This is a genomic window from Micromonospora salmantinae, from assembly GCF_022230905.1.
Taxonomy (GTDB): Bacteria; Actinomycetota; Actinomycetes; order Mycobacteriales; family Micromonosporaceae; genus Micromonospora; species Micromonospora salmantinae.
Genome location: NZ_JAKKFG010000032.1, coordinates 1 through 19,342 on the forward strand (window position 1 = coordinate 1; position 19,342 = coordinate 19,342).

Annotated in this window: 19 protein-coding genes; 11 read left to right on the forward strand and 8 right to left on the reverse strand. The window is 71.9% G+C overall.

Going from position 1 to position 19,342, the window contains the following annotated elements; all coding sequences use genetic code 11:
- The 4 genes from PSH03_RS22110 to PSH03_RS22125 form a co-directional block, all read left to right on the forward strand.
- Positions 1–2,734 (forward strand): ATP-dependent helicase (locus PSH03_RS22110; protein ID WP_238690292.1); only part of this gene is annotated, 2,734 nt, incomplete at its 5' end.
- 226 nt (positions 2,735–2,960) lie between these two features.
- A complete protein-coding gene (gene cspE / locus PSH03_RS22115) occupies positions 2,961–3,164 on the forward strand; it encodes a transcription antiterminator/RNA stability regulator CspE (RefSeq protein ID WP_007464836.1) in 204 nt (67 codons plus the stop codon).
- 222 nt (positions 3,165–3,386) lie between these two features.
- Positions 3,387–4,700: a DEAD/DEAH box helicase gene (locus PSH03_RS22120; RefSeq protein WP_210786468.1), complete on the forward strand. Its 1,314-nt coding sequence runs from the start codon at positions 3,387–3,389 to the stop codon at positions 4,698–4,700.
- Positions 4,701–4,945: 245 nt separating this feature from the next.
- Positions 4,946–5,146, forward strand: a complete 201-nt coding sequence (locus PSH03_RS22125; protein WP_210786466.1) for a hypothetical protein — start codon at positions 4,946–4,948, stop codon at positions 5,144–5,146.
- Between the two features lie 42 nt (positions 5,147–5,188).
- Here PSH03_RS22125 and PSH03_RS22130 read toward each other — a convergent pair whose 3' ends face one another.
- From PSH03_RS22130 to PSH03_RS22145, 4 genes are read right to left on the reverse strand one after another with little or no spacing between them, the layout of a single operon-like run.
- Complete coding sequence (locus PSH03_RS22130; RefSeq protein WP_238690293.1) at positions 5,189–5,734, reverse strand: RrF2 family transcriptional regulator; 546 nt, start codon at positions 5,732–5,734, stop codon at positions 5,189–5,191.
- A gap of 1 nt (position 5,735) precedes the next feature.
- On the reverse strand, positions 5,736–6,620 hold the full coding sequence (locus tag PSH03_RS22135) for an ABC transporter permease (RefSeq protein WP_210786465.1): 885 nt from the start codon (positions 6,618–6,620) through the stop codon (positions 5,736–5,738).
- Positions 6,610–7,389, reverse strand: coding sequence for an ABC transporter ATP-binding protein (locus tag PSH03_RS22140; RefSeq protein WP_091406162.1), 780 nt, complete (start codon positions 7,387–7,389; stop codon positions 6,610–6,612). The genes PSH03_RS22135 and PSH03_RS22140 overlap by 11 nt, the downstream gene beginning before the upstream one ends.
- Entirely contained in the window at positions 7,386–8,450 is a 1,065-nt protein-coding gene (locus tag PSH03_RS22145) for an ABC transporter substrate-binding protein (RefSeq protein WP_210786464.1), read from the reverse strand. Before PSH03_RS22145 ends, PSH03_RS22140 begins: the two co-directional genes overlap by 4 nt.
- Positions 8,451–8,727: 277 nt before the next feature.
- Between PSH03_RS22145 and PSH03_RS22150 the strand changes: the two genes are divergently transcribed.
- Genes PSH03_RS22150 through nudC form a run of 3 tightly spaced genes read left to right on the forward strand, consistent with a single transcriptional unit; the run spans position 8,728 to position 12,378 of the window.
- A complete protein-coding gene (locus PSH03_RS22150; RefSeq protein ID WP_238690294.1) occupies positions 8,728–10,038 on the forward strand; it encodes a M16 family metallopeptidase in 1,311 nt (436 codons plus the stop codon).
- Complete coding sequence (locus tag PSH03_RS22155; protein ID WP_210786462.1) at positions 10,035–11,381, forward strand: M16 family metallopeptidase; 1,347 nt, start codon at positions 10,035–10,037, stop codon at positions 11,379–11,381. The genes PSH03_RS22150 and PSH03_RS22155 overlap by 4 nt, the downstream gene beginning before the upstream one ends.
- Before the next feature lie 37 nt (positions 11,382–11,418).
- Entirely contained in the window at positions 11,419–12,378 is a 960-nt protein-coding gene (nudC, locus tag PSH03_RS22160; protein ID WP_238690295.1) for an NAD(+) diphosphatase, read from the forward strand.
- A 127-nt stretch (positions 12,379–12,505) separates the two neighbouring features.
- On the opposite strand, the gene PSH03_RS22165 is transcribed toward nudC, so the two are convergent.
- The 3 genes from PSH03_RS22165 to PSH03_RS22175 all read right to left on the reverse strand — a co-directional run bounded on the left by PSH03_RS22165 (position 12,506) and on the right by PSH03_RS22175 (position 14,289).
- The gene (locus PSH03_RS22165) at positions 12,506–12,781 is read right to left on the reverse strand and encodes a hypothetical protein (RefSeq protein WP_091406149.1); all 276 of its coding nucleotides are present in this window, start codon (positions 12,779–12,781) and stop codon (positions 12,506–12,508) included.
- Positions 12,782–12,994: 213 nt separating this feature from the next.
- Positions 12,995–13,234 (reverse strand): DUF397 domain-containing protein, encoded by a 240-nt coding sequence (locus tag PSH03_RS22170; protein ID WP_112583698.1) that lies wholly within the window; start codon positions 13,232–13,234, stop codon positions 12,995–12,997.
- A 74-nt stretch (positions 13,235–13,308) separates the two neighbouring features.
- Entirely contained in the window at positions 13,309–14,289 is a 981-nt protein-coding gene (locus PSH03_RS22175) for a helix-turn-helix domain-containing protein (protein ID WP_238690296.1), read from the reverse strand.
- A 213-nt stretch (positions 14,290–14,502) separates the two neighbouring features.
- On the opposite strand from PSH03_RS22175, the gene PSH03_RS22180 reads away from it, so the two are divergent.
- Complete coding sequence (locus PSH03_RS22180; protein ID WP_210786459.1) at positions 14,503–15,870, forward strand: MFS transporter; 1,368 nt, start codon at positions 14,503–14,505, stop codon at positions 15,868–15,870.
- Here the strand turns inward: PSH03_RS22180 and PSH03_RS22185 are convergent.
- Positions 15,860–16,102, reverse strand: coding sequence for a mycoredoxin (locus PSH03_RS22185; protein WP_030337579.1), 243 nt, complete (start codon positions 16,100–16,102; stop codon positions 15,860–15,862). The genes PSH03_RS22180 and PSH03_RS22185 overlap by 11 nt on opposite strands.
- Before the next feature lie 92 nt (positions 16,103–16,194).
- On the opposite strand from PSH03_RS22185, the gene PSH03_RS22190 reads away from it, so the two are divergent.
- From PSH03_RS22190 to PSH03_RS22200, 3 genes are all read left to right on the forward strand, one after another.
- Entirely contained in the window at positions 16,195–18,360 is a 2,166-nt protein-coding gene (locus PSH03_RS22190) for an ATP-dependent DNA helicase UvrD2 (RefSeq protein ID WP_210786458.1), read from the forward strand.
- A gap of 154 nt (positions 18,361–18,514) precedes the next feature.
- Complete coding sequence (locus tag PSH03_RS22195) at positions 18,515–18,730, forward strand: hypothetical protein (protein WP_210786474.1); 216 nt, start codon at positions 18,515–18,517, stop codon at positions 18,728–18,730.
- Between the two features lie 130 nt (positions 18,731–18,860).
- The gene (locus tag PSH03_RS22200) at positions 18,861–19,226 is read left to right on the forward strand and encodes a WhiB family transcriptional regulator (RefSeq protein WP_030490434.1); all 366 of its coding nucleotides are present in this window, start codon (positions 18,861–18,863) and stop codon (positions 19,224–19,226) included.
- Positions 19,227–19,342: the final 116 nt, after the last annotated feature.

The following is a 19,342-nucleotide window of genomic DNA, read 5'->3' on the forward strand; positions in this document are numbered from 1 at the left end:
GGGGGGGGCGCCACCCAGCGGCATGGATGGCTTCGCGGCGATGGACTTTGCCGACCGGCGCGCCCGGGGGGCGCGGGTGGCCCGGGACCACCCGGGGGTCGGCGTGATAGAGCGGGACCGCTTCCGGGTGGTGCTGCTCGACGAGTACCAGGACACCAGCCACGCCCAGGTGGTGTTGCTCAACGCGCTGTTCGGTGGCGGGCACCCGGTGACCGCGGTGGGCGACCCGTGCCAGTCGATCTACGGCTGGCGGGGGGCCAGCGCGGGCACCCTGGACCGGTTCCCCACCGAGTTCGCCCGCGCCAACGGGGAGCCGGCCCCGGCGCTGGGGCTCACCACGAGTTGGCGCAACCGCCCGGAGATCCTCCGGGTGGCGAACGCGCTCTCCACCCCGCTGCGGGCGGCGGGTGCCCGGGTGCCGGAGCTGCGCTCCGCGCTGACCGTCCGGGACCCGATCCCGCACCGCAGCCCGGGCGGCGCGGCCGGCGGCACCGTGCACTGCGCGATGCTGCCCACGTACGCCGACGAGGCCGACTGGATCGCCGACAGCGTGCTCGCCGCCTGGCGTGGGGCGGCCGGGATGCCGGGCGCGGCCCCGGAACACATCCCGGTGGACCGCCGTCCGACGACAGCCGTGCTGGTCCGGGTGCGCAGCCAGATCCCGGCGATCGAGTCGGCTCTGCGCGAGCGGGGCCTACCGGTCGAGGTGGTCGGGCTGGGCGGCCTGCTGGACACCCCCGAGGTACGCGATGTGGTCTGCACGCTGCGGGTCCTGGCCGACCCGACCGATGGCGCCGCGCTGCTGCGGTTGCTCACCGGCGCCCGTTGGCGGATCGGGCCACGTGACCTGGTGGCGTTGCACCGGCGAGCGCGGGCCATCGCGAACGCTCGGCGACAGGTGGCCGCCGACGAGGCATCGGAGATCAGCCCAGACCTGTTGGACGAGGCGACTCTGGTGGAGGCGTTGGCCGACCTCGGGCCGGCGCAGGCGTACTCGGCGGAGGGGTTCGCGCGGCTGCGCGCGTACGGCCGGGAGTTGGCGCTGCTGCGCTACCGGCTGGACCAGGCGCTGCCGGACCTGATCGCGGACATCGAGCGGACCATCGGCCTGGACGTGGAGGTCGCGGTGCGGGCCGGCCGGGACGGCGCCGGCGACGCGGGCCTGGCCCGGGGGCATCTGGACGCGCTCGGCGACGTGGCGGCCCGGTTCAGCGGGGAGACGCCCGGCGCGACCCTGTCCGGATTCCTGTCCTACCTGGCCGCCGCCGAGGACGAGGAGCGCGGTCTGGCGCCGGGCGAGGTCGAGGTGGTGGAGGGCGCGGTGCAGGTGGTCACCGCGCACGCCGCCAAGGGCCTGGAGTGGGACGTCGTTGCGGTGGCCGGGCTCAGTCGTGGGCTGTGGCCGGGGCCGGTCCGCAACTCCGACCACTGGCTGGGTGGGCTGGGTGTGCTGCCGTTCCCGCTGCGCGGCGACGCCGACGGCCTGCCCGAGTTGGCACTCGACGAGGCGGGGGACCAGCGGGCCGTGGCGCGGGCGGTGACCGACTTCACCGACGCGTGGCGGGCCCACGACGAGCGGGAGGAACGCCGGCTGACGTACGTGGCGGTCACCCGGCCGCGCCGGCTGCTGCTCTGCTCCGGTTACTGGTGGGGGGAGGGCACGAAGCGACCGCGAGGTCCGTCGGTCTTCCTGCGTGAGGTGTACGACGCCTGCCTCGACGGCGGGCCGGGGCACCTGATCGACGCCTGGGCGCCGGAGCCGACTCCCGACGCGACGAACCCCACGGCCGAGGTGGTGCTCCGCGCGGAGTGGCCCGCTGACCCGCTGGGCGGTCGCCGGCCGGCGTTGGCCGAGGCGGCCGGGCTGGTGCGTCGCCTGATGGCCGACGGTCCGGCGGCGGCGCTCCCGGGGCCGGTCGGGCCGGTGCCCCCCGGGCCGGTCGGGCCGGTGCCGCCGGTCGGGCCGGTGCTTGCCGGGCCGGTGCCGTCGATCGAGGTCGAGCCGGTCGAGCCGGAGGTGGATCCGGAGGTGGATCCGGAGGTGGCGCGCTGGCAGCGCGAGGCGGACCTGCTGTTGGCGGAGCGCGCCGAGCTGACCCGGCTCTCCGGTGCGGTCGAGGTGGCGCTGCCCGGGGCGCTGAGCGTCACCCAACTGGTCGCGCTGCGGCGTGATCCGGCGGCGCTGGCCCGTACGCTGCGTCGCCCGGTGCCGGCCGAACCCAACCCGTACGCCCGTCGAGGCACCGCCTTCCACGCCTGGTTGGAGCAGCGCTTCGGTGCCGACCGCCTGTTGGACCTGGACGAGCTGCCGGGCGCGGCCGACGCCGATGCCGCACCCGACGAGGCGCTGGTCGAGCTTCAGGAGCGGTTCCTGGCCAGCGAGTGGGCCGACCGGTCGCCGGTGGAGGTGGAGGTGCCGTTCGCCACTGTGATCGCCGGTGTCGTGGTGCGGGGCCGGATGGACGCGGTCTTCGCCCGGCCGGGTGGCCGGTTCGACGTGGTCGACTGGAAGACTGGCGCGCAGCCATCCGGGCCGGCGGCCGACGTGGCCGCCGTGCAGCTGGCGGTGTACCGGCTGGCCTGGGCGGAGTTGGCCGGCGTGCCGGTCGACCGGGTGGGCGCGGCGTTCCACTACGTCCGCCACGGGGTGACCGTCCGGCCCGCCGACCTGCTGGATGTGACGGGCCTCACGGCCATGATCGCCCAGTTGCCCGAGGATTCTGCCCAACGTTGACCACTGCGGGGAAAACCGTGGTAGGTTGACCGGGTTGCAGTTTTGGTTACCAGAGACTCTGTGTGCGCCTGGCGGGATTGTGGCCCCAGGCGCTCTTTGTTGTGTCCGGAGTTCTCCGGGCGGGGCGACCAGAAGCGACAGGCGATTCGCGCATCCCCGCGCGGAGCGCTCCTCTTCGGGCACGCAACAAGTGCATGTCCGACGTTCCGTCAAGGAGACGAAACACATGGCTATTGGCACCGTGAAGTGGTTCAACGCTGACAAGGGCTTCGGCTTCATCACCCCCGACGGCGGCGGCGCCGACGTCTTCGCCCACTTCTCGGCGATCCAGTCCTCCGGCTACCGGAGCCTGGACGAGAACCAGCGGGTCGAGTTCGAGGTGACCCAGGGCCAGAAGGGCCCGCAGGCGGAGAACATCCGCCCGCTCTGATCTTCGGATCGGTCAGCATTACCTGTCGCGCCCTCCGGGTGTGACGGTGACGGGACCGGCCCGCCCCGCTGCCGCCTGCGTACGCAGGTAGCGGCCCGGCGGCGGGCCGGCCTGTACTCCCTTTCGGTTCGTGCTTGTGAGTCCTGGCGGCCTTTTCCGCTGGTGACAGCGCCGACTTCGGCGCCCTCCCTCGACACGTGCCGCGTCGAGGAAGGCTTCCGCATGACCACAGTTATTCCTTCGTTCGCTCATACCGGTCTGGCGCCGGCGCTGCTCACCGCGCTGACCGCGCAGGGCATCAACGAGCCGTTCCCGATCCAGTCGGCGACGTTGCCCGACTCGCTCGCCGGCCGGGACGTGCTGGGCCGGGGTCGTACCGGCTCCGGCAAGACCCTCGCCTTCGGGCTGCCGCTGCTGTCCCGCACCGCCGGCCGTAAGGCGCGGCCGGGCCGCCCGCTGGCTCTGGTGCTGGTGCCGACCCGCGAGCTGGCTCAGCAGGTCACCACCGCCCTGGCCCCGTACGCCCGCGCCGTCGGGCTGCGCTGCGCCACAGTGGTCGGCGGCCTGTCGTTGCAGCGGCAGGCGGACGCCCTGCGCGCCGGCACCGAGGTTGTCGTCGCCACCCCCGGTCGGCTGCACGACCTGATCAACCGTGGCGACGCCCGGCTCGACCAGGTCGAGATCACCGTGCTCGACGAGGCCGACCAGATGGCTGACATGGGCTTCCTGCCGCAGGTCACCAAGCTGCTGGAGCAGGTCGCGCCGCAGGGGCAGCGGATGCTCTTCTCCGCGACCCTGGACGGCGGCGTGGACCGGTTGGTCCGCCGCTTCCTGAGCAACCCGGTCACCCACTCGGTCGACCCGGGCACCGCGACTGTCACCGCGATGACCCACCACGTGCTGCACGTCGACGCTGCGGACAAGCCCGACGCGTTGACCCGGATCGCCGCCCGTGAGGGCCGCACCATCCTGTTCATGGGCACCAAGCACCGCGCCGACCGGCTGGCCCGCCAGTTGCTCTCCAAGGGCGTACGCGCGGCCGCGCTGCACGGTGGCAAGTCCCAGCCGCAGCGCACCCGGATCCTGGAGCAGTTCCGCAACGGTCAGGTGACCGCCCTGGTCGCCACCGACGTGGCGGCCCGTGGCATCCACGTGGACGGCCTGGACATGGTGGTCAACGTGGACCCGCCGACCGAGGCGAAGGACTACCTGCACCGGGGCGGCCGTACCGCCCGGGCCGGCGAGTCCGGTTCCGTGGTCACGCTGGTCCTGCCGGAGCAGCGCCGGGACGTGTCCCGGCTGATGGCCACCGCTGGTATCCGGCCCGAGTCGGTCCAGGTGCGCGCGGGTGACGGAGCGCTGGCCCGGGTGACCGGTGCCCGCGAGCCGTCCGGTGTGCCGGTGACCATCGTCGCTCCGCCGGCGCCCGCCTCTCGGGCCCGTACCTCCGGCGGCTCGGCCGCCGATGGTGGCGCCCGTCCGGCGCACCGCGCGTCGGGCCGGTCCCGTCGGCCGCGTCGTCCCCGTACCGTCTGATCCTCTGCGCGTCGACCGACCCGTCCCGCTTCGGCGGGGCGGGTCGGTTTTTTCTGCGCGGTGTGCCGGGGCCGGTCGGCTGTCCGTGCGGCCCAACCGGTCGGCAGGTCGCGCCGGGTGGCCCCTCTGCTGAGTCGGTAATCAGCCTCCGCTGGGTCGGCTGGCCGACTGCGCCCCGGCCGGTCGTGGTCGAGGCTGATCGACGGGGGATGTCGGGCGGGGGGCCCGGCACGGGAGGGGTGACCATGGCGGGCGAAGCCGGCTCGGGCGCGCTGCGTGAACTGATCCTGGTGGTCGCGGTCGCGCTCGCCGGGTTGTTGCTCGCCATGGTTGCGGCCTTCGCGCCCTGGCATGCCACCTCGGCGGGCAACGCTCCCGCCGGTCTGGTGGAGATGCACAGTCCTGGCGACCCGGGCCTCGCCCCGGCGACCGCACACGTGGGCTGAGCAGCGACCGGCCTACCGGTGCCGGCGGAGGGGCAGGTCCGGTCAGGATCGGTACGAGGTGTGGTCGGGTCGGCGGGGCACCGGCCCGGCCACATCGCCTCGCCCCTCCGCGCCCCCTCCCGGCGCCGATCTTGCACTTTCGGATGTAGATATGGCGTGGGTGAGCAGGTCGGCCAGGGTGGTGCTGTCGACCACAGTGGCGATCGCCCCGTGCACCGCCAGCCAGACGTCGGTGAGCCCGGCGGCCACTCCGTGATAGCCGGCCCGCTCGGCCGGCAGACCGCGCACCGTGGTGAGCGAGCCGCCGACCGCACGCAGTACGGCTCCGACGGTGATCTCGTCGGCTGGGCGGGTGAGCGCGTACCCGCCGTCGGCGCCGCGATGGCTGTGCAGCAGACCGGCCCGGCGCAGGTCGAGCAGGATGCCCTGCAGAAAGCTGAGCGGGATGTCCTGCACCTCGGCCAGGCTGGCCGCCTTCACCAACTCGCCGACCCGGTCGCCACCGCCGCCGTCGCCGTCAGCACCACCGGCGGCGGCGACGGCGAGCATCGCCCGGAGCGCGTAGTCACTGCGCGCGGAGACGAACACGTCACTGACCAGCCTGGTCCAGTACGCCCCAGCGGCGCCGGATCGCCTTGTCCGCAGCGCCGAACGCGGCGTCCACGACCAGGCCGACGACCAGGATGACGATCATCGTGGAGAGCAGCCAGGGTGAGTCGGACAACTCGCGCGAGTAGGTGAGCTGGGCGCCGAGCGAGGTCTGCGAGATGCCCACCACGAGCAGCTCACCTGCCATCAGGCTGCGCCAGGAGAACGCCCAACCCTGCTTGAGCCCGGCGACGATCGCCGGGAGGGCGGCCGGTGCGATGACGTACCGGTAGAGGTTGAGCCCTCGGGCACCAAGGTTGCGGCCGGCGCGCACCAGCAGCGGCGGCACGTAGTCCACCCCGGAGATCACCCCGTTGGCGATGGACGGTGCCGCGCCGAGCACCACCACGAAGAAGATCGCCTTCTCGCTCAGCTCGAAGAGCAGGATGGCCAGCGGGAACCAGGCGATCGACGGCATGGTCTGCAACGCGGTGATCATCGAGCCGATGGCGGCGCGCAGCACCGTGGACCGGGCCACCGCGAGGCCCAGCAGCAGGCCGACGGCGACCGAGAAAACGTACCCGAGGGCGGCCCGGCGCAACGTGGTGGCTATGCCTTCCCAGAGCTGCGGACCCTGGGCCTGGGTCATCAGCTCGCGGCCGACCTCCAGCGGCCCCGGCAACGAGTACGGTGGCTTCCAACCCGTCCAGACCACGAACTGCCAGGCGGCGATGGTGATGGCCAGGGCGGCGAGCTTGGGCCAGGTGGCCGCCCAGATCCGGGCGCCCCGGGAGACCTCCTTGTCCCGGCCGGCGATCTCCAGCGCGTCGAGGCCGGTGATCTCCGCGTCGGTACGCGCCGAACTGGTGAGGGTGTCACTGGCCATGGCGGCCCACCTCCGTACGGAGCCGCTCGGTGACCTCGGCGGCGATGGCGGCGACCTCGGGGGAGTCGATCCGGCGAGGGCGCGGGATGTCCACCTCGGTGGAGTAGATGATCCGGCCGGGTCGGCTGGAGAGCAGGATGATCCGGTCGGCCAGCCGGGCCGCCTCGCGGACGTTGTGCGTCACGAAGAGCACCGAGAGTTTGCGCTCGGACCAGATCCGTTCCAGCTCGTCGTGCAGGATGTCCCGGGTCATCGCGTCCAGCGCGCCGAACGGCTCGTCCATCAGCAGCACCGGAGTGTCCAGGGCCAGCGTGCGGGCGAGCGCGACGCGCTGCCGCATTCCGCCGGAGAGCTCGTGCGGGCGCTTGCGGCCGAAGTCGGCCAGGTGCACCGTGCGCAGCAACTCGGCGACCCGCTCGCGGCGTTGGGCCCGGGGCAGTCGACGCAGCTTGAGGGGCACCTCCACATTGGCGTCGACGGTCAGCCACGGGAAGAGCGCCGGCTCCTGGAACATCAGTCCCGGGTTGGCGTCGCCGGCGAGGGTGATCTGCCCACCGCTGACCCGGTCCAGTCCGGCCACCAGGTTGAGCAGGGTGCTCTTGCCGCAGCCGGACGCGCCGACCAGGCAGACGAACTCGCCGGGTGCGACGTCCAGCGACACGCCGTCCAGGGCCAGGACGGCGTTCGCCCCGCGCCCGTACACCTTGGTCACGCCGGAGAGCGCGACCGCGGTGGTCGCGCTCTGCGGCGTCGTCGTGGTCGACGTCATGGCTGGACGACCTCGGGCTTGCCGTGCGCCTTGAGCGCGTTGTTGAGGTACTGCAGGTCGTACAGGCCCTTGAGGTCCACCGGCTCGGTCAGGTCCACGTCGACTGCGTGGTCGAGCCCGGCCTTCAGGGAGGACGAGATCGGGTCGTTTGTGAACTCCAACGTCGGCCACGCCTGCTTGATGAGCTTCAGGTCCAGCGGCTTGCCGGTGATCTTGCCGATCGCGTCGGAGATGGCCTGCTGCGCCTCGTCCGGCTTGGTGTTGACGAACTCGTTGGCGGCCACCTGACCGTCGACCAGCCTCTGCACGACGTCCGGGTGCGCCTTGAGGAACTTGGTGCTCACCAGCAGGTTGGTGATGACGAACTTCTTGTCCGGCCACAGGTCGCGCTCGTCGACGAGCACCTTGCCGCCGGCGTTGACCAGGCGGGAGACGAACGGCTCGGGCACCCAGGCGCCGTCGATCGCACCGCTGTTGAACGTCTCGATGGTCTGGGCGTTCTCCTGCGGCACGATCTTGACGTCGCCGCCACCCTCCTTGGTGGTCTTGAGGCCCTGCTGCTTGAGCCAGTAGCGGATTGCCACGTCCTGGGTGTTGCCCAGCTGCGGGGTGGCGATCTTCTTGCCCTTCAGGTCCTGAGCGCCGGTGATGCCGGGCTTGACGACCAGCGCCACGCCGCCGGACGCCGCGCCCGAGATGACCCGGACGGCCGCACCCTTGGACTTGGAGAAGGCGTTCACCGTCGGGTTCGGGCCGATGTAGGTGGCGTCCAGCGCGCCGGAGAAGACCGCTTCGATGGCGGCCGGGCCGGCGTTGAAGGTCTTCGGGTCCAGCTTGACGTTGGTGCCGAGCTTCTCCGCGAAGATGCCCTTCTGCACGCCGACGACCGCCGGCGCGTGGGTGATGTTGGGGAAGTAGCCGAGGCGCAGCGTCACCGGGCCGGAGCTGCCGCCCGCGCCCTCGCTGTCGTCGCCGCACGCGGCGGTGCTGCCCAGGGTCGCCGCGCCGAGGGCGGCGAGGGTGGCCAGGGTGACCAACCGGCGCAAGGGGAGCCGTCTCATCGTCCATCCAATCCGCAGTATTCCTACTTAGTTGGTAGGAAGAGTGGGTCAGGCTGCGGTCAGCGTCAAGGCCCATCCACATGGCGGGATGGCGGGTCTCAGCCACGTCACCGAAGGTGCCGCGAGGGCGTCGACGAGTTCATCCCCTCCGGCTGGCCGCACCGCGAGGAGGCCGAGCGGGTCGGCGCCGAGGTGCTGCCCCTGGTGACGGCCCCGGTCGCGGCGGCTCCGGGAAGGTCGCGGGTGGCGGAGGTGTCGACGCGCTAGGGTCGACTCCGTGGCGGCGCGGAGATCCAGAATTCCAGCGACGAAGTATCCGGTCGAGCGGTTCACCCTCGACAACGGCCTGCGGGTGGTGCTCACCCCCGATCGCAGTGCCCCGGTGATCGGGGTGGCGGTGGTCTACGACGTCGGCATCCGCTCGGAGCCGGAGGGGCGTACCGGCTTCGCCCACCTCTTCGAGCACCTGATGTTCCAGGGCTCGGAGAACCTGGAGAAGCTGGCCCACTTCCGGCACGTGCAGGGCGCGGGTGGCACCTTCAACGGCTCCACCCACCTGGACTACACCGACTATTTCGAGACGCTGCCGAGCAATGCGCTGGAGCGCGCGCTGTTCCTGGAGGCGGACCGGATGCGGGGCCCCCGGCTGACCGAGGAAAACCTGCGCAACCAGGTCGACGTGGTCAAGGAGGAGATCCGGGTCAACGTCCTCAACCGGCCGTACGGCGGCTTCCCCTGGCTCACTCTGCCGCCGGTCATGTTCGACACCTTCCCGAACGCCCACGACGGTTACGGCTCCTTCGACGACCTGGAGTCGGCGACCGTCGCCGACGCCGCGGACTTCTTCCGCCGGTACTACGCCAGCGGCAACGCCGTGCTGGCGGTCAGCGGGGACATCGACATGGCCGAGGCGATCGAGCTGGTCACCCGGCACTTCGGCGACGTGCCGGCCCGGCCGGCACCCCAACGGCCCGACTTCACCGAGCCCGACCTGAGCGCCGAGCGGCGCACCTCGTACACCGATGCCCTGGCGCCGCTGCCGGCGGTGGCCGGCGCCTGGCGCGTGCCCGACCCGGTCACCGACTTCGCCGGCTACCTGCCGTACGTGGTGCTGGCCGAGGTGCTCACCGACGGCGACGCGTCGCGGCTGGTGGAACGGCTCGTGCAGCGGGACCGCACGGTGACCAGCCTCGGCGGATACCTCGGTTTCATGGGCGACCCGTTCGACGTCCGCGACCCCACAGCGCTGCTGTTGCAGGCGCACCTGCCGCCCGGTGGCGATGTGGACAAGGTGCTGCGCACCATCGACGAGGAACTGGACCGGCTGGCCACCGACGGGCTGACCGACGGTGAACTGGCCCGCACCCAGGCCCGGATGGCGACCCACCTGCTGCGGGACACCGACGCGGTGCTCGGTCGGGCGCTGCGGATGGCCGTGCTGGAGCAGCAACGCGGCGAACCGGGTCTGCTCAACGAACTGCCCAGGCTGGTCGGCGAGGTCACCGAGGAGCAGGTCCGGGCCGCCGCGGCCACCCTGCGCCCGGAGCGCCGGGCCGCCATCGAGGTCATCGCCGGAGGCGCCCGATGACGACTACCACCACTGCTCAGGTCGGGCCTCGTACGCTGCCGCCGCTCGGGCCGACCCGCAAGCTCAAGGTGCCCAAGCAGGCCGAGCGCACGCTGCGCAACGGGCTCACAGTGATCGCCGTACGCCGGCCCGCCGTGCCCCTTGTCGAACTGCGGCTCTGGGTGCCGTTCGGCCGGGTCCACCTGGCCCGCGGCGCGATGCTGTCGCAGACAATGCTCTCCGGCACCGAGTCGATGACCAGCGTGCAGATCGCCGCCGAGTTGCAGAAGGTGGGCGGCGGGCTCTCCGCGGGCGTCGACCCGGACCGGCTGATGCTCTCCGGCGCCGGCCTGGTCACCGGTCTGGACCGGATGCTGGAGCTGCTGGCCGAGGTGCTGACCGGCGCCAGCTACCCGAGTGACGAGGTGGCCACCGAACGGGACCGGCTGGTCGACCGGATCCAGGTGGCGCAGAGCCAGCCTTCGCACCTGGCCCGGGAGGCGCTGCTCAAGCGGATCTACGGCCGTCACCCGTACGCGACGCAGACGCCGGAGCCCGGCCAGATCCGTGCCGTCCGACCGGCCGCGCTGCGCACCCTGCACTCGGAGCGGGTCCACCCGACCGGCGCGCAGTTGGTGCTGGTCGGCGACGTGCAGCCGGAGAAGGCACTGGACGCGGCCGAGCGCGCGCTCGGCGGCTGGTCGGGTGCCGGGCGGGTGGCCGAGCTGCCGGCGACCCCGCCGCTGGAGCCGGGGCCGCTGCTGCTGATCGACCGGCCGGGCTCGGTGCAGTCCTCGCTGCGGATCGCGTTGCCGGCGGTGTCGCGCACCGACCCGGACCACGCCCCGCTGCAACTGGCCAACCTGATCTTCGGCGGCTACTTCTCCTCCCGGTGGGTGGAGAACATCCGCGAGGACAAGGGCTACACGTACGGCCCGCACTCCGTGATCGAGCACTCCGTCGCCGGGTCGGTGCTGGTCGCCGCCGCCGACGTGGCCACCGAGGTCACCGGCCCGGCGCTGCTGGAGACGACGTACGAGCTGGGCCGGTTGGCGTCGCTGCCGCCGAAGCCCGAGGAGTTGGAGCAGGCCCGGCAGTACGCCCTGGGCACCCTCCAGCTCGGCATGTCCACCCAGGCCGGGTTGGCGGCGTTGACCAGCGCGTACGCCGGCAACGGTCTGCGCCTGGACTTCCTCGCCGAGTACGCGGCGAGGTTGGCGAAGGCGAGTATCGACGACGTCGCGCAGGCGGCGGCCCGCTACCTGGCCCCGGCTCGGGCGGCGATCGTGGTGCTCGGCGACGCGGAGCGGGTCACCCCGGGGCTGGCCGCGCTGACCACGGTCCACACCGAGCAGAAGGCGTGAGCGAGCGAACCATGGGGCTCAGCAGCGGAGCGCTGGCGTGAGCGGGGAGGCGGCGCCGCCGTTGGCGCGCTCCACGCTGGATCGGGCCGCGCACCGGCGGGGTGACTCGCAGTGGTTGACCGAGGCGTGGTTGCGCGCCCGGGTGCTGCTGCTCGATTCGACCGACGACGGTCGGACGCTGGCCCGCACCGAGACGTCGCCTCCGACGTTGGTGCTGTTCGGAGCGGGCGACGTGCCCGCCGGGTCAGAGTCGATGGCGATGTTCCTGGGTGTCGAGCCGGACGGGGTGCCGGTCTTCGCTGTCGACGCGCCCCTTCCGGCGATCCCGGGGACCCGGGCGGTCCACCTCCGGGAGGTGGGTCACCTGCTCGCCGACCGGGAGGCCGGCATTTTCACCACCGCGTTGGCGCTGGTCAACTGGCATACCCGACACGGTTACTCGACGATCACCGGCGCGCCGACCGCGATGGACGAGGCGGGTTGGTCGCGGGTGGACCGTAATGGTGGGCGGATCTGGCCGCGCACCGACCCGGCGATGATCGTGCTCGTCCATGACGGCGTGGACGGCCCGGACGGCCGCTGCCTACTCGGCAACAACGCCGGCTGGCAGGGCACCCCGGGTGGTCGTCGCTACTCCTGCCTGGCCGGCTACGTGGAGCCAGGGGAGTCGGCGGAGGCGGCCGTGCTGCGCGAGGTCCGCGAGGAGGTGGGCATCGGAGTGGAGCGCATCGGGTACGTGGGCAGCCAGGCCTGGCCGTTCCCCGGGTCGCTGATGCTGGGCTTCCTGGCCACCGCGAACCCGACCGATCCGGTGCGGGTCGACCCGTCCGAGATCGCGTTCGCCCGGTGGTTTTCCCGCCGGGAGATCGGGGCGGCGTTGGCCGGGCAGACGGTGGACGTGGGCGACGGGGCCCGGCTGATCCTGCCGCCTCCGTCGTCGATCGCGCTGTTCCTCATTCACCGCTGGCTGGACGGCTGGGTGGACGCCGACCGCTGAGCACGGTCCCGACCCGTGGCCGCCGTTGCCGCGGCGGTCACGGGCCGGGAACACGGGCCGTCGTGGTCGGCGGGTGCGAGTAACGCGGCGGGGGAGCCGGTCCGACCACGACGGACGACCTGTGAAATCAGGTGCCGGTGCGGCCCGGTCTGTGTCGGAAGGCGGGCCGCGACTCGATCAGCGGGAGGACCTTGACCCGTTGCTTGCCGGCACGGACCGCGCCGACGGTGGCCAGGGCGCGGGCCAGCAGCAGCGCGGCGTCCCGGTCCTCGGCGTGCACGATCTGCCGGCGCGGCTCGGGCGTGGTCGTCTCGTCGCGAAGTCGGTGGCCGTCCGCCCAAGCGGCGGCGATGTCCCCGTCAGCGACGGCGCGGATGTCGGTGCGAACGATCAGGAACCGCATGAGGGTCTCCGGATGAACCGCGACGGATGAGCCGGTGTGGAAGTTCCACGTACTCGAGGGCCATGTTACGCCCCGTGTTCGTCCCAGCAACTGAAACGCGCCTATCGGTTTCGAGCCTCGTCCGATCGGCGGATGGCTGCTCAGCAGGGTCGCCGCGTCGCAAAGCGACGGGGCCGCCGGCAGTGCGCCGACGGCCCCGTACCAGTCACCGAATCAGTTCAGATCGAACTGGCCCTTCTTCGCCCCGGTGATGAAACCGAGCCATCCCGCGCGGTTGAACAGCAGCACCGGGCCGCCCCGGTCCTTGCTGTCGCGCAGGGCGACCGCCGACGGTCCGGTGGCCAGTGGGGCGACCTCCACGCAGTTGGAGGTCTGGCTGCGTGTGCTGGTACGCCACGGGGCGTCCGCCAACGAGTGGGCGGAGACGGACGGCGTGTTGCGGATTTCGTTCATGGTTCTGCTCCTGATGTGCAGCGATCCGATGGGACGAGTGGTGCCGCACGTCCCGACGGAGGGTCCCCCGTGGATCACCGGTCCGTCAGTCGCCCTGATTCCCGGCGGCGTTGGGTCGGCGCCGTTGCCGGCCCGAACGCCACTGTGGATGGGGGCGTCGCCTCGGTCAGCCGTCCCGTTGCCTCGATCAGCCAGGAGAGGGTGTCCGAGGCGTTAAGTGCCGCCGTGCATAGCCACTCGAACACCACTTTATAGCGATTTAGCGTGATTGACTCGGTCGACATGACGTCGGTGAAGCCACCTTCGATGGCCAATGTCTCCGGATCGAGGGGATCGGCGAACCGATAGACCGAGAAGGCGGTCGGCGGAAGGTACCAACTGCCGATCTGGGTGTCCCGGGGCAGCACGTGCAGGGCCACGTTGGGCAGCAGCGCCAACTCGCAGAGTTGGAGCAGCTGTTCGTGCAGCACCTCTGGCGGACCGGCCCGACGACCGAGAGCCGCCTCCTCCAAGACCGCGGTGTAGCGGGGAGCGTGCGGCTCGCGGGTCAGCAGCGACTGGCGGGCCAGCCGCGCCTGCACCTCTGTCTCCGGCTCGTCGCCGGGCTCCGGCTCGCCCGCGCCCGCGTTCACCTGCCGGGCCGACACGATCCGGAGCTGGGCGTACCCGGGGGTCTGCAACAGGCCCGGCACCAGCACCGGGTTGTACTCGGAGATCTCCGCGCAGCCCGCCTCCAACTCGGCCCAACCGCGCTGTTGCTGCGTCATCACCGGGAAGTTCTTCAACCAGCCGCGCATGTCGCCGGCCTCGTTGGTGATGCCCAGCAGTTCGTCGTGCAGCGCCTGGTCGGCGCCGTAGAGGTCGAGCAGGTCGCCGACGTCCTGCGGGTCCGGTCGGCTGCGGCCGTTCTCCAAGCGGGACAGTTTGGACGCGGAGGCCCAACCGATACGCTCGATGACCTGATCGCCGGTGAGGCCCGCGGCCTCACGGAGGCGGCGCAGCTCGACGCCCAACCGGCGACGACGCAGGATCGGGCTGGGTGCGGCAGGAGGCACAGTGTCCTCTTTCCCGTCGACCGCCGCAGACGCGACGGTAACTGTATGAAATTCGCCCCCCACGGTCAGTATGGACGGCGCGACCGGTGTCGGAGGTTCCGGCGAGGGCGTGTCTTGCGAAAATCGCACCACGGGAATGCCGGATGACGACGGACCCGCGGTCGCGGCCCGTCGACCTCGCCCACCTGGGCAGCCATCCCGCCGGAGGGACCCATGCGCACGATCCTGCGCCGACCCGACTTCCGCCTGCTCTTCGGCGGCCTGCTGGCCAGCATGACCGCCGAGTCGATCCTGCTGCTCGCACTCGCCATCTGGGTCAAGGATCTGACTGGCTCGAACGGGTTGGCCGGTGCCACGATCTTCGCGGTCATCGCGCCGATGACGCTGGCGCCGCTGGTCGGCTGGGTCGTCGACCGCTACCCGCGCCGACCGTTCTTCGTGGCCGCGAACGTGCTGACCGCGGCCCTGCTCGCCCCGTTGTTCACCGTCCGCGACGCGGGCGACGTCTGGGTCGTCTACCTGGTGGCCGCCCTGTACGGACTCTCGTCCATCACGCTCGGCGCGGCGCTCAGTGGGCTCATCCGCGAGATGGTGCCGGTCGAGCTGCTGGCCGACGCGAACGGCGTGCTCCAGACCGTACGCCAGGGGATCCGACTGGTCGGCCCGCTGGTGGGCGCGGCGCTCTACGCGGCGCTCGGCGGGTGGGCGCTGGCCGGAATCGGCATGGTCGGATTTCTGACCGCGGCGGCGGTGGTCACCGCGCTGCCCACCCCGCAACAACTGCCACCGGCCGTACGGCTGCGGTGGCCGGCCGAACTGGGCGCCGGTCTGCGGCACCTGGCCGGCGAGCCGGCCCTGCGACGGGCCCTGCTCGGCTACGGGCTCGGATCACTGGTGATGGGCTTCAGCGAGTCGCTCATCTTCGCCTACGTCGACCAGGGGCTGAACCGGGATGCCGCGTTCGTGGGAGTGCTGGTCACAGTGCAGGGCGTCGGCGGGTTGCTCGGTGGACTCTGCTCACCGACGTTGGTCCGCCGGCTCGGAGAGGTCGGCACGCTGGCCGCCGGGGTCGCCTTCTTCTCGCCGGCCGCGCTCGCGCTCGCGTTCCCCGATCTGCGGCTCGGGTTCGCGGCGGTGCTGCTGGCCGGGGTATCGCTCCCGCTGACGATGGTGGGTCTGCACACGCTGATCCAGCGCCGTACGCCGCCTTCGCTGGTCGGCCGGGTCGCCGCGGCCACCCAGGCGGTGGTCAGCGGGCCGCAGGCGGTCTCCATCGGAGCGGGTGCCCTGCTGGTCGGGTTCCTGGACTACCGGCTGCTGTTCGTGCTGGTCGGGGTGGCCACCCTGGCCGCCGGCAGCTACCTGTGGCGGGGCCGGCATCTGAGCGCGCCGGCCGGGGCCCGCCCGCCGACGCCGCCCACCCGCCCGACGCTCCCGGCACCTCGCCGTCCGGTCGAGGACGCCGACCGAGCCGGGCTTCCGACACCCACCGACCGTGGCCACCCGTTCCCGGACACGACGAGCGGCCGCCCCGGGTGGGGCGGCCGCGCACCGAGAATGAACCGGAAGATCAGGCGTTGAGCGTCTCCAGGTGCTGCTTCACCTGGGTGATCGAGGGATTCGTCAGGGCACTGCCGTCGGCGAAGCGCAGCGTCGGCACCGTCTGGTTGCCGCCGTTGACGCTCATCACGAACTCCGCGGCCTTCGGGTCCTGCTCGATGTCGACCACCTCGTACCCGATGCCCTCCCGGTCGAGCTGCGACTTCAGCCGGTGGCAGTAGCCGCACCAGGGGGTGGAATACATCGTCAGCATCCTCGGATCCTCCAACTCCTCCGGCCGCGGCTTGCGGATCAAGCCGAGGCTGTTCGCTGCAACGCTGGGAGGAGCTGAGATGATTCCTGGTTGTGGTGGTTCACTCAGCGTCGGAACAGGTGCTCGCCGGGCTGGACCCGGAGCAGCGCTCCGCCGTGACCGCACCTGCCGGACCGGTCTGCATCCTGGCCGGCGCCGGCACCGGCAAGACCCGGGCGATCACCTCCCGAATCGCCCACCGGGCGCTCTCCGGGGAGATCTCCCCCCGGCACGTGCTCGCTGTCACCTTCACCGCCCGCGCCGCCGCCGAGATGCGACACCGCCTCACTCTGCTCGGGGCGAGCGGTGTCCAGGCGCGGACATTTCACGCCGCCGCGCTGCGCCAGGTGCGGTACTTCGCGCCCCGGCTGCTGGCCGGCCGCGCCATGCCCGAACTCCTGGACAGCAAGGTACGACTGGTCACCCTCGCCGCCGCCCGGGTCGGCCTGCGTACCGACCGGGCCGCCGCCCGCGACCTGGCCGGCGAGATCGAGTGGGCGAAGTCGTCGCTGGTCGAGCCGACGGACTACGTGGTGGCCGCGGCCCGGGCGCTGCGCGACACACCGCACGAGCCGACGAAGGTCGCCGACGTGTTCACCGCGTACGAGCAGCTCAAGCGCTCGAACGGCGTGATCGACTTCGAGGACATGCTGCGGGCCGCGGTGTGGGGCATCGAGGAGCACCCGGACGTCGGCGAGCAGATCCGCAGCCAGTACCGGCACTTCGTGGTCGACGAGTACCAGGACGTCAACCCACTCCAGCAGCGGTTGCTGGACGCCTGGCTGGCTGGCCGCAACGACCTGACAGTGGTCGGCGACGCCAGCCAGACGATCTACTCGTTCACCGGGGCGACCTCGGCGTACCTTGTCGACTTCCCCCGCCGGCACCGCAACGCCACAGTGGTCCGGCTGGTCCGTGACTACCGCTCCACCCCGCAGGTGGTCGGGCTGGCCAACGCGGTGATCTCCCAGGCCCGGGGCACCGAGGCGCGCCTGCGGCTGGAGTTGAGCGGGCAACGCCCGCCCGGCCCCGAGCCGGACCTGCGGATCTTCACCGACGAGCCGGCCGAGGCGAACGCGGTGGCCGCGCGCTGCCGGTCGCTGATCGACGCGGGCACGCCGGCGAAGGAGATCGCCGTGCTGTTCCGCGTCAACGCGCAGTCCGAGGCGTACGAGAAGGCGCTCACCGAGGCCGCGGTGCCGTACGTCGTGCAGGGCGCGGAGCGGTTCTTCGAACGTACCGAGGTGCGCCAGGCGATGGTCGCGCTGCGGGCGGCCACCCGCTCGATCCCGGGGGAGACTCCGCTGCCGGCCGCCGTCGTCGAGGCGCTCACCGCCGTCGGCTGGGCCCCGGACGCGCCCCCGGCCGGCGGCGCCGCCCGCGAGCGGTGGGAGGCGCTGTCCGCGCTGGTCCAGCTCGCCGAGGAGTACGCGGCCACCCCCGAGGTCGTGCCGATCGGCGAGGCCGCCTCGGTGGAGCGCCCGGTCACCCTCACCGACTTCACCGAGGAGTTGGCGCGCCGGGCCGCCCAGCAGCACGTGCCGACGGTGGACGGCGTGACGCTGGCGTCCCTGCACTCGGCCAAGGGGTTGGAGTGGGACGCCGTCTTCCTGGTCGGCCTCGCCGAGGGCACCCTGCCCACCACGTACGCCAAGACCGTCGAACAGGTCGAGGAGGAGCGCCGGCTGCTCTACGTCGGGATCACCCGCGCCCGGGAGTGGCTGTGGCTGTCGTACGCCGCCGCGCGCTCGCCGGGCGGCCGGGCCCGGCGGCCGTCGCGGTTCCTGCCCCAACTGGACCGCTCCGGCGGCACCGAACGGGCGACCGGCGGCGCCGGTCCGGCCCGCACTCCCGAGCGACGGCGAACCCAGATCGTCTCCTGCCGGATCTGCGGCGCCACCCTGCTCGCCGGCCCGGACCGCAAGCTCGGCCGCTGCCCCACCTGCCCGTCCGACATAGACGATGAGCTGCACGAACGGCTGCGCGAGTGGCGGCAGCGGGTGGCCGGTGCGCAGAAGGTCCCGGCGTACGTGGTCTTCACCGACGCGACGCTTGTCGCGTTGGCCGAGCGGCGACCGGGCCGGTCGGAGGAGTTGATCGCCATCGCCGGTATCGGCCCTCGCAAGTTGGGTCTCTACGGGGAGTCGGTGCTGGCCCTCGTGGCCGGTGCCGGGGTGGACGATGTCTGCCCGGAGAAAACTTTCGAAATCTCGTCGTAAATTCGTTTGCCCTCGCCCCGGCGCGAGGAATAGCCTCAGGACACACCACGCGAGCGGCGCCATTCCGGCTGCTCACGAGGTCGGTCCAGTCGATTCGAGGAACGTGAGGGAGGTGGCACCCGTGAAGATCTTCACCTATGAGCGTCTGGCGGCGATGCCGTCTGTCTGCGCTCCGCTGTCGGCTGTCCGGGTGGCCCTTACGGCCGCACGACCGTCGGTTCCACAGGTGCACCAGGTTCAGGCCGAGCTGATCCTGACCGTCGCGCCCGCTGGAGTCGAGGGGACCAGTGGCTTCACGGGCAATGGCATCCAGGTCGCCAAGAAGCGCATGGATGTCCGCGGCGTTCCACCTCGAGGTAAACCGGTCTGACCATCAGACTCCGGCTCACCTCGAGGCCGCGGAACCCGCTTACCGGGATCCGCGGCCTCAGTTTTTTGCCCGCCGTAAGTACGTCGGAATGCGATCCACGAGATCGAAGTGAGAGAGAGGTGACCGGGAGATGAGTCTGGCGTTGGCCCCCCTCGACATGAGCGTCGAGATGGAGGCGAACCTGCCCTGCCGGAAGTTCGACCCCGACCTGTGGTTCTCCGACTCGCCCACCGAGCTCGAGCTGGCCAAGTCACTCTGCGGGGACTGCCCGCTGCGTGTCGAGTGCCTGGCCGGAGCCGTTGAGCGAGCGGAGCCGTGGGGCGTCTGGGGCGGCGAGATCTTCGAGCGTGGCGCGGTTGTCCCGCGTAAGCGGCCCCGTGGCCGTCCGCGTAAGGAGGACGTCGCCCGTGACGCCGAGCTTCGGGTCGAGGCCGAGGCGCGCCTGGCGGCCAGTGGGCTGTCCGAGGTGCGTGGCGCGGTCCGGCTGGCAGCCTGACATGTTCCCGACCCGTTCCAACTACGCCGGTGGCACACCGGCAGTGAGTGAGAAAACGATGTTGAACGTTCCGAGTGGAGCCTTCGAGATGCAACTACTCCACGAAGCGTTGACCC

Bases quoted from the DNA above. Each gene is read 5' to 3' on its own strand.
- cspE (WP_007464836.1), top strand. From the start codon at position 2,961: ATGGCTATTGGCACCGTGAAGTGGTTCAACGCTGACAAGGGCTTCGGC.
- PSH03_RS22120 (WP_210786468.1), top strand. From the start codon at position 3,387: ATGACCACAGTTATTCCTTCGTTCGCTCATACCGGTCTGGCGCCGGCG.
- PSH03_RS22125 (WP_210786466.1), top strand. From the start codon at position 4,946: ATGGCGGGCGAAGCCGGCTCGGGCGCGCTGCGTGAACTGATCCTGGTG.
- PSH03_RS22135 (WP_210786465.1), bottom strand. From the start codon at position 6,620: ATGGCCAGTGACACCCTCACCAGTTCGGCGCGTACCGACGCGGAGATC.
- PSH03_RS22140 (WP_091406162.1), bottom strand. From the start codon at position 7,389: ATGACGTCGACCACGACGACGCCGCAGAGCGCGACCACCGCGGTCGCG.
- PSH03_RS22145 (WP_210786464.1), bottom strand. From the start codon at position 8,450: ATGAGACGGCTCCCCTTGCGCCGGTTGGTCACCCTGGCCACCCTCGCC.
- PSH03_RS22155 (WP_210786462.1), top strand. From the start codon at position 10,035: ATGACGACTACCACCACTGCTCAGGTCGGGCCTCGTACGCTGCCGCCG.
- PSH03_RS22165 (WP_091406149.1), bottom strand. From the start codon at position 12,781: ATGCGGTTCCTGATCGTTCGCACCGACATCCGCGCCGTCGCTGACGGG.
- PSH03_RS22170 (WP_112583698.1), bottom strand. From the start codon at position 13,234: ATGAACGAAATCCGCAACACGCCGTCCGTCTCCGCCCACTCGTTGGCG.
- PSH03_RS22180 (WP_210786459.1), top strand. From the start codon at position 14,503: ATGCGCACGATCCTGCGCCGACCCGACTTCCGCCTGCTCTTCGGCGGC.
- PSH03_RS22185 (WP_030337579.1), bottom strand. From the start codon at position 16,102: ATGCTGACGATGTATTCCACCCCCTGGTGCGGCTACTGCCACCGGCTG.
- PSH03_RS22195 (WP_210786474.1), top strand. From the start codon at position 18,515: ATGCCGTCTGTCTGCGCTCCGCTGTCGGCTGTCCGGGTGGCCCTTACG.
- PSH03_RS22200 (WP_030490434.1), top strand. From the start codon at position 18,861: ATGAGTCTGGCGTTGGCCCCCCTCGACATGAGCGTCGAGATGGAGGCG.